Below are 8,038 nucleotides of genomic sequence, written 5' to 3' on the forward strand. Positions count from 1 at the left end.
TTTCATCTTCTGTATTCAGTCTCCCGGCACAAGCACAAGCGTCATTGTCCCCTCAGACTTTTTAATATTTGTCACGTGATAGGTTCCGTTTACCCAATCATCAAGCTGATCCTTATACCATTCACTTTTCACATGCCCTGACTGGCCCGGTCCGACAATATGGTGGCCTTTGCCAAGATCAGCTGCATCGATGACAAACCGCCATGAGGCTCCGTGATTCACTGTCCCTTCCTCGTTATAGTTTGCAGCCTGAACTGTAATCTGGCTGCCTCCCACAGGCTCAGGATTTTCCCTGTTAAACAGCCATTTCAGGACGGGCGAAGCGGAAGAAAGCGGATGAGCGAAATAAAGCTGATGATACTCTCCCCACTTCCAGCTGCCGGGATCATTGCCGTATTCTTCTTGAATAAAACTGACTGTATTTTGAAATGAAGTGAGAAGAACCTGCTGGAATCCTCCCTGATCCGTAAACCACTGAGATTCATCTCCATTCAGCGCCCGTCTTAATAGTTCATCCGTTATCCCCTGTTTCCCTTCAAATAAATCATCCATTTTCTCCGGAATGGAATCTTCAAACAGCACGGCTGGAATTTGCTTCATCCATAAATGAAACAAAAGGGGTGCAGCAAGCTCTTTGTCATCAGTCATATTCCAGCTGCCAAGAAGGTCAGCTGCTGCTTGTTCCGTTTCATTTAAACCCGCAGTTTCAAGCTGTTCAAGAAGGGGCTTCAAAAATTCTTCGGCATACAGATTTTTCTTGTCCATCTGAAGGTCTTTCATATCCTGAAGGGAAAGCTTTTCTTTGGACTCAAGTACTTCTTTTATTCTCATATACCTGTATGGCTGCGCCCAGTGATGGCTGATGTGATAAGGGTAGTCATCGCCGATCACTTTATTGTTTGCAGTGGCAGCAAATCCTTCCTTGGGGTTAACAGTCCGCGGGAGCTCATCATATGGAATAAATCCTTCCCACTCGTATTCATCTGTCCATCCCGGAACAGGAAGCATGCCGTCGCCTTTTTTGCGGATCGGAATTTTCCCGTTTGCTTTGTAGGCAATCGTTCCGTCTTTGCCGGCAAACACAAAGTTTTGGGTCGGCACATGAAAGTCGGCAAGCGCCAGCTCAAATTCATCCCAGTTTTTCGCTTTATTCATCGAAAGAACGGCCTGGAATTCGGTTGACGGCATAAGAGCCGTCCATTTCATTGAAAGTGCTGTGTCTTTCTTTGAATCATGGGCAAAATCAGAAATAATCGGACCGTGTCTCGTTTCTATCACTTCAAAGTCAATCGTTTTTCCGTCTTTGACAGCAATCGGTTCCTTTATGACAGCGGCATTCTCATAGCTTCCGTTGTATAAAAATTGGTTCGGGTTTTCAGGATTGCGTTTTTCGATATATAAATCCTGCACATCAGGGCCTGTATTTGTCACACCCCATGCGATGTCTTCATTATGACCGAGTATGATTCCCGGAACTCCCGCAAAAATAACGCCGCTTACATTCATGCTGTCATTTTGCAGATGCATCTGATACCAGATGGACGGTGTGCCGAGCGAAAGGTGGGGGTCGTCTGCAAGCATCGGTTTTCCGCTTTCACTTTTATCCCCGCTTATGACCCAGTTATTGCTTCCGTTAAATTCCGGCGGGATAACGGCAGAAGCAAATCCAGATTCAATATCTAAATCCCAATCTTTGTAGGAAGAGATGATTTCCGGTGCATTCTTTGGATACGTGGGGAAAAGGTCCAGTGCCTTTTCTTCCGGCAGGTTTTCCATAGCCCAGTAGCGGAAGGCCTGTCCCGACCAGTGTCCGCCGAGGTCAAAGGCCATATATTTCCCGATTGTCAGGGAATCAGCGGGTGTCCATTCAGCTGGTTTGTAGCCGAGAATCCTGAATTCAAACGGCAGTTTTCCCTCTGCTTCCGCATCGCGGATGAAGGCATTCACACCGTCTGCAAACCATTGCATCGCCTTTTTTGATGTATCATCGTAAATTGGATAGGACGCCTCGGCTGCTCTTCTAAGTCCGAGTGTCCTGAAAAACTTGTCTCTTTCAATGGCTGCTTCCCCAACGACTTCGCTGAGTGTTCCGGATGCCTGCCTTCTGCTTAAATCCATTTGAAAAAGTCTGTCCTGTGCCTGAACATAGCCCTGAGCTGTGTAGAGATCTTTATCCGATCCAGCGAGGATATGGGGAACACCATGCTCATCCCTTGTGACGTTCACCTCTGCCGAAAGACCTGTAACGGCTGCCTCACCGGATAAAACAGGAAGACTTCTGCTTATGTAAAGGTTTACAAAAATCAGGACTCCAGTCATCAAAAACAGCAGTCCTATCGTTCCAATCCAAATTCCCTTCTTTTTACCTGCCATCCCTCTGCGCGGCACCTGTGCTTCCATTTTCTCACTCCCAATATGATTTAAGAACTATATACCACCCGGTTCCTCAAAAATCCTTTGGATAAAATAGGAATTCTCTAAACGGCTTTTCCTTCATATAGTGAACTATCAAATGGAAAAAGGTGACTGATGCATGAGAAAACTTCTGCTGTTTGCCGATCCCGGCATCGATGACTCGCTTGCCATTATTTATGCTTTGCTGCACCCTGACATAGACGTGCTTGGAGTTGTTACAAGCTTCGGCAATGTATCCAAGCAGCAGGCAACAGAGAATACCGCCTATCTGCTGGAACTTGCAGGGCGGCAAGATATCCCGGTCATTGAAGGAGCAACCTTCCCGTTAAGCGGTGAATTGTCTGTCTACTATCCAGAAATACACGGAGCGGAAGGACTCGGACCGATCAGGCCTCCAAAAGGAGTGCGGGTGAATCTGAAAAGATTTTCACATGTTTTTGAACTGATTGAAAAGCACCCCGATCTAACGATTGCGGATATCGGCAGGCCTACATCGCTTGCACATGCCTTCAATCTAAACCTTGAAAGACTGCAGCAGGTTAAAGATATTTTCAGCATGGGCGGCGCCTTTTTTGTGCCCGGTAATGTTACGGCGCTTGCCGAAGCGAACTACCACGGTGATCCAGTTGCCGCAAATGTTGTTCTTCAATATGCAAAAAGTGTCCATATAGCACCCCTTAATGTGACGGACCGGGCCATCGTAACAAGAGAGGCTGCTGCTCATATTGAATCTATATCGAAAAACCCTTTTAAAGACCTGATTCCGGCTGTAACGAATTATTACGCTGCTGCTTATGCCAAGCTCAGGCCGCACCAGAATGGCCCGTCGATCCATGACGCCTTTGCCCTCTACTATATGATGAATCAGGAAAAAATCTATTCGGTTAAAAAGACAGTATCTGTCTGTGTGCTAGGTGACGCGAGGGGAATGAGCTTTACCGATTTCCGCAATCACCTCACCCCGCCGGGCGCGAAGCATACCATTGCACTGAATTTTAACTATCAGGATTTTCTGACTGATTTCATCAAAGTTATGTCATCCGAAATCAGCTGAATACCGTCTGCCTGAACCCGATTTCATGCGGGTTTTTTTGCATGAAAAAATGGATTGCAAAAGCCCCTGAACAGAGTATAGTTACCTTATAAAGCGTTTTACAAACTAACGGGCGAGGGGTAAACATGAATCTATCGTACATAGAAGAAATGCTTGAAAAGCAAGAATACAAGGCGGCTGTTTCCCATTTTTCAGAGGCGTATCAGGAAATGGCAGCGGAAAATAGTCTGACAGCTTTCAAATCTTTTATCCGCTGCGGCAGAAATGAAAAGGAAAGGAAGGAATTGCTGATTGCTGCAGAGGAAAGCCTGATGGATCAGCTGAGCTCCATTATGATTCGGGATATGTACCGGACGGCTCCTTCACAGCAGACGGCCATCTGGTACAGTGAACAGCTTGCGGATGAACACAAGCTGATTGAGGCAGAGGAGCTTCTTGTCCAGGTTGAGAAACAGGAGCTGACAGAGGAACTGGCAGAAAAACACTCTTTCTCCATGGCGACAGTTCTCATGCAGATGAGAAGGCTTGGGGCAGCCTATGAGTATATGAAAAAATGTGAAGCGCTGGCGAAGGACAGCATGCATACAAGATGGGGCTATTACTATCTTCAAAGCGGCGATTGGGACAAGGCTGTTACCCTTCTCGAGGCGGGGAAAAAGGATAAAAAAGACGGTGTGATTGCCCGTTTGCTTCTCGTTCAGCATTGGGCTCTTCAAGGGGAGGCTGAACGTGCACAGCGTGAGCTCGATGAAGCGATGGCCGTGTACCCCGATTATCCAAAACTTCTTATCGAAAAAATCAGACTGTGTTCAAAGCAAAAGAAGTGGGAAGAGATGCGGGAGACGATTCAGCGGCTGAATGAGCTTTCCCCATACCACGATTACAAAAAAATGACCGAATACTACACGGCCGAATCTTATTACGGGGAAGAAGAGTTTGGCGTTCTTGAATCCTACTTGAACAAACACGGCCATTTTAAAGAGAAGTCCTATTTTAAGCATTTTAAAACAGAAGGCAGCTTCAAAAAGAAACATATTGGTTATAAACCGGTCGTGCAAAAGTACAACTATTGCGTTCCTGCTTGTGCAGAGATGGTCTTCAGCATGTACGGGAAAACCGTCAAACAGGATGAAATTGCCGAATCCATTTTTGCCGTAAACGGATCAAAGCTGTCTAAGATGATTGCTTATTTTATAGAAAAAGAATTCCGGTGCACATATTTTCTGGGAAACGAAGAGGTATTTAAAGAGCTGCTGGACCGTGATATTGCCATTATGGTTAATATTGATTACCCTACGGCCTCACATGTGCAATTGATTGTCGGGTATGATGACAGGCTACAGGTTTTTCACGTGCAGGATCCAAACAACAGATATACGCACGAGCTGATGTATGAAGATCTGCAGCGCGAATACGGGAACAATGGTGCTTTGTCGCTTGCCATTTCTCCAATGGAACACTGGGACCTGTCCGGCCTTCTCCCTGATCACATCCATGAGATGTCTGAAAAACTTTTCGCTTTGACAGAAACCTTTCATAAAGAACTCAGCAGAGAAGATCATGATTTCCTGAAATCGAATCTCGGACATATGGCCGTTTCCGCCTACATCATGAAATACTTGCCGGGTGTTGTGGACGAAGAGATCTTAAGCGCTGCTGCAGAAGTCATTTCAAAGCATAAAGAACAGGCGGAATACCACAGTCTTACAGCTGCTATGGCCTATTACAGCGCAAAAAACAATGAACAGGCAGAAAGCTATTTGAACAGCACAAAGTCCCGCCAATATCCGGGGGTCTATTGGTTTACAAAAGGCAGAATAAGCTACGGTTCGGGCAAGTACGATGAAGCCTATTCGGCTTTTAAAGAAGCCTTGAAAAAAGAGCCTGAAGACCATGTTTTATGGACCTACCTGTCGATGGCGGCATACAGCAGAAACCAGTTGGCAGAAGCTCTCAGGTTTTCTGAAATCGCAATGGATATTAACAGCCTGGATCTTTTCACAATCGTCAATCACGGGATCCTTCTGCTTGAAGCAGACAGGCCGGAGGAAGCAAGAAGCCTGCTGCATGAATGCCTGAGGGATAACAAAGATGACGGGTATGTCTGGCTCCAAAGGGCACGGTGCGACGCTGCTATTGGAAAATACCGGGCTGCACTCCGCGGATTCCAGACCGCAGCTGCCCTTGATCCGGCTGATGCAGAAGCATATACAGAACTTGCGGAACTCTATGATTCCGTTTTTGAGGATGAGGAGAAGGCTCTCCGCGTTCTTGAACAGGGAATAGAATCAGCAGAAGACAAGACAGAGCTTCTTCATGCAGCAGGCGGAATCCGGGAGCGAAGAGAAGAGTATGATCTGGCAAGGGAACTATACAAGAAGGCGGCCGCACTTGATGAAAAGGACGCATTTTCACGGATTTCTCTGGCTGCTCTTTTCAAAGAAGAAGGCGACACATCCCGCTTCTTTAAAGAAATTCAGTCACATTATGAAGCCTTTCAGCACGACAGCGAGTTTCTATTTAACGCCGGAAAACTGATGTTTGCTGCAAGCCGCGATATGGATGAAAATGAGGCATATGAAGAGCTTGCATTATCCTATATGGAAAAGGGAATCTCCTGTGCAGATGAGAATGTGGAAGAGGCGATCGAGATCTATACGGGTATGATTGCCGAAACGCCGCATTACCGGAGAGGCCTTGCCTTTTTTGAGCGCTTAAAAGGAGAGATAAGGGAACCGGTTATTTTAAGCCACTCAGGTTATCTCCACGAAATGCAGGGCTCGCTTGATAAAGCAAGAAAATTATACAGGCAGGCAGCTGCCCTTTGCGATGAAGACGTTCTTCCGTTTTACCGTCTTGGCGAGGTTGCCTTTAAGCTTGAGGAGTACGCGGAGGCGGAGCGGTATTATAAAAAAGTTCTTGAGCTTGACCCAGAGCATTCACAGGCGATGCTCGATCTTGCATCTGTTGCAAATCGCAGAGAAGATAAGACTTCAGAAAAAGAATATCTTCTGTCTGCTTTTCATGCAGACCCTTATTGCCTATCGGCAGATGTTCTGCTGAATCTAATGGAAACAAAAGCAGAAGCAGAGTCCTTTAAACAGGACCTATTGAAGCTTGAAGGAACAGTGGAGGAGGCATTCCTTCACCATTCTCTTTCACATGTCTATGCAAAACTCGGTGATGCTGAGAAAGAGGAACAGCACCTCATGCAGGCTCTTGAAGTTGATCCGGACCAATTGCAGGTTCAGCATCATTTTTCAGCATTTCTGATCAGGCGCGGGAAAACAAAAGAGGCAAAGGCTCTGCTTTTCAAGCTGATCCTTGACCACCCTGATACCAGGACGCTGTATGACACACTGATTGATCTGATGATGGAAACAAGAACGATACAAAAGCTTGAAGGAGAATTGAAAAAACTGAAGGCTTCAAAAGAAGAAAAAAGCATCATTTACATGCAGGCAGCCGTTTCTTATGAAAGACACTTAAAAGACATGCAGGATGCATTCGAACAAGCGGAGGAGCAAAAAGGCTGGCTGAAGCGGATTACAGGCATCTCAAAAGCAAGTTTAAAACTTGGAGTCCTTCTTCACCTGTACGAAGAGGCAATAAAGCTTGACAGGGAAAATACAACTGCAGTCATATGGTTTGCTGATCTAAACCTTCAGCTTGGTCTTAATGAAGATGCCATTAAAGTGCTGCAGCAGTCACTGCGCCATTCATTTGAACCTGCCGCTGCCTATAAGCTTGCAGGCCTTCTTGTTCAAGAAGCGGCTGCTGCAGGCGAAAAGAAAGCCATCCGCTTCCTGTCAGAAGCATGCGGTCTCCTTGAAGCACTGATTGAGGACGATGAAGATGCAGACTATTACAGCCTCCTTGGAATCGCCCTGCTTGAATTCGGAGACTTTCAAGAATCAGAAGATGCGTTTAAACGGGCTTTGGAGATTGATCCGGAAGTGGAAAAGGGACATTTCCATCTGGCAAGACTCTATACGGAAGCTGAAAAGTACAGGCAGGCAGAAGCTCACATCAGGCAGGCAATGATGATCAGTCCTGACGACCACGACAACTACAATCAGCTCGGCCTCATCTACAGACATCAATTCAAGCTGAAGGAAGCTCTTGAAGCCGTTGAATCGGCAATAGCACTCGAGCCTGAGGATCTTCTCTGCCTTTATAACAGAGCATGCTACCTTGCCTCTATGAAACGATTTAAAGAAGCTGCAGAGCAGCTCGAAGCTCTTTACGAACTCGATGAAGACCTCATCTTCACTGAAATGGCAGAAGAGGACGAAGACCTCGAGCCGCTCAAAGAAGCGGGATACTTACCGGTGAACAAAGCAGCCGGCAGATAAACCCCTCCACTTGAAAAAGGGGGCAAGAAGCGGTCATAATAAACTGGAGAATGTTTAAACTCCAGTGGACCGAAGCGGAAGGCACATGACTCCTTGTCCAGCTGCAGCGCCCAACTTCTCTGTCAGAACAAAATCCCCCAAAAAGTCAAACCCGGACTTTTCGGGTGATTTCTTATCTGACTGCCGGAGCAAAACGGGCGCTTCCGCTTTTCTA

The 8,038-nt window shown here is 46.4% G+C and carries 3 protein-coding genes; 2 read left to right on the forward strand and 1 reads right to left on the reverse strand.

The window, feature by feature from the left end; translation table 11 throughout:
- Positions 1 to 15: 15 nt before the first annotated feature.
- Complete coding sequence (locus AZ46_RS20845) at positions 16 to 2,400, reverse strand: penicillin acylase family protein (protein WP_029283843.1); 2,385 nt, start codon at positions 2,398 to 2,400, stop codon at positions 16 to 18.
- A gap of 133 nt (positions 2,401 to 2,533) precedes the next feature.
- Here AZ46_RS20845 and AZ46_RS20850 point away from each other — a divergent pair, with 133 nt between their 5' ends.
- Both AZ46_RS20850 and AZ46_RS20855 read left to right on the forward strand, forming a co-directional pair.
- Positions 2,534 to 3,469, forward strand: a complete 936-nt coding sequence (locus tag AZ46_RS20850; RefSeq protein WP_029283845.1) for a nucleoside hydrolase — start codon at positions 2,534 to 2,536, stop codon at positions 3,467 to 3,469.
- 125 nt (positions 3,470 to 3,594) lie between these two features.
- On the forward strand, positions 3,595 to 7,824 hold the full coding sequence (locus AZ46_RS20855; protein ID WP_029283855.1) for a tetratricopeptide repeat protein: 4,230 nt from the start codon (positions 3,595 to 3,597) through the stop codon (positions 7,822 to 7,824).
- Positions 7,825 to 8,038: the final 214 nt, after the last annotated feature.

Source organism: Metabacillus indicus LMG 22858 (assembly GCF_000708755.2).
Lineage (GTDB): Bacteria > Bacillota > Bacilli > Bacillales > Bacillaceae > Bacillus_P > Bacillus_P indicus.

What these genes read in the sequence shown, in the direction of transcription:
- AZ46_RS20855 (WP_029283855.1), top strand. Translation starts at nt 3,595, where the DNA reads ATGAATCTATCGTACATAGAAGAAATGCTTGAAAAGCAAGAATACAAG.
- AZ46_RS20845 (WP_029283843.1), bottom strand. Translation starts at nt 2,400, where the DNA reads ATGGAAGCACAGGTGCCGCGCAGAGGGATGGCAGGTAAAAAGAAGGGA.
- AZ46_RS20850 (WP_029283845.1), top strand. Translation starts at nt 2,534, where the DNA reads ATGAGAAAACTTCTGCTGTTTGCCGATCCCGGCATCGATGACTCGCTT.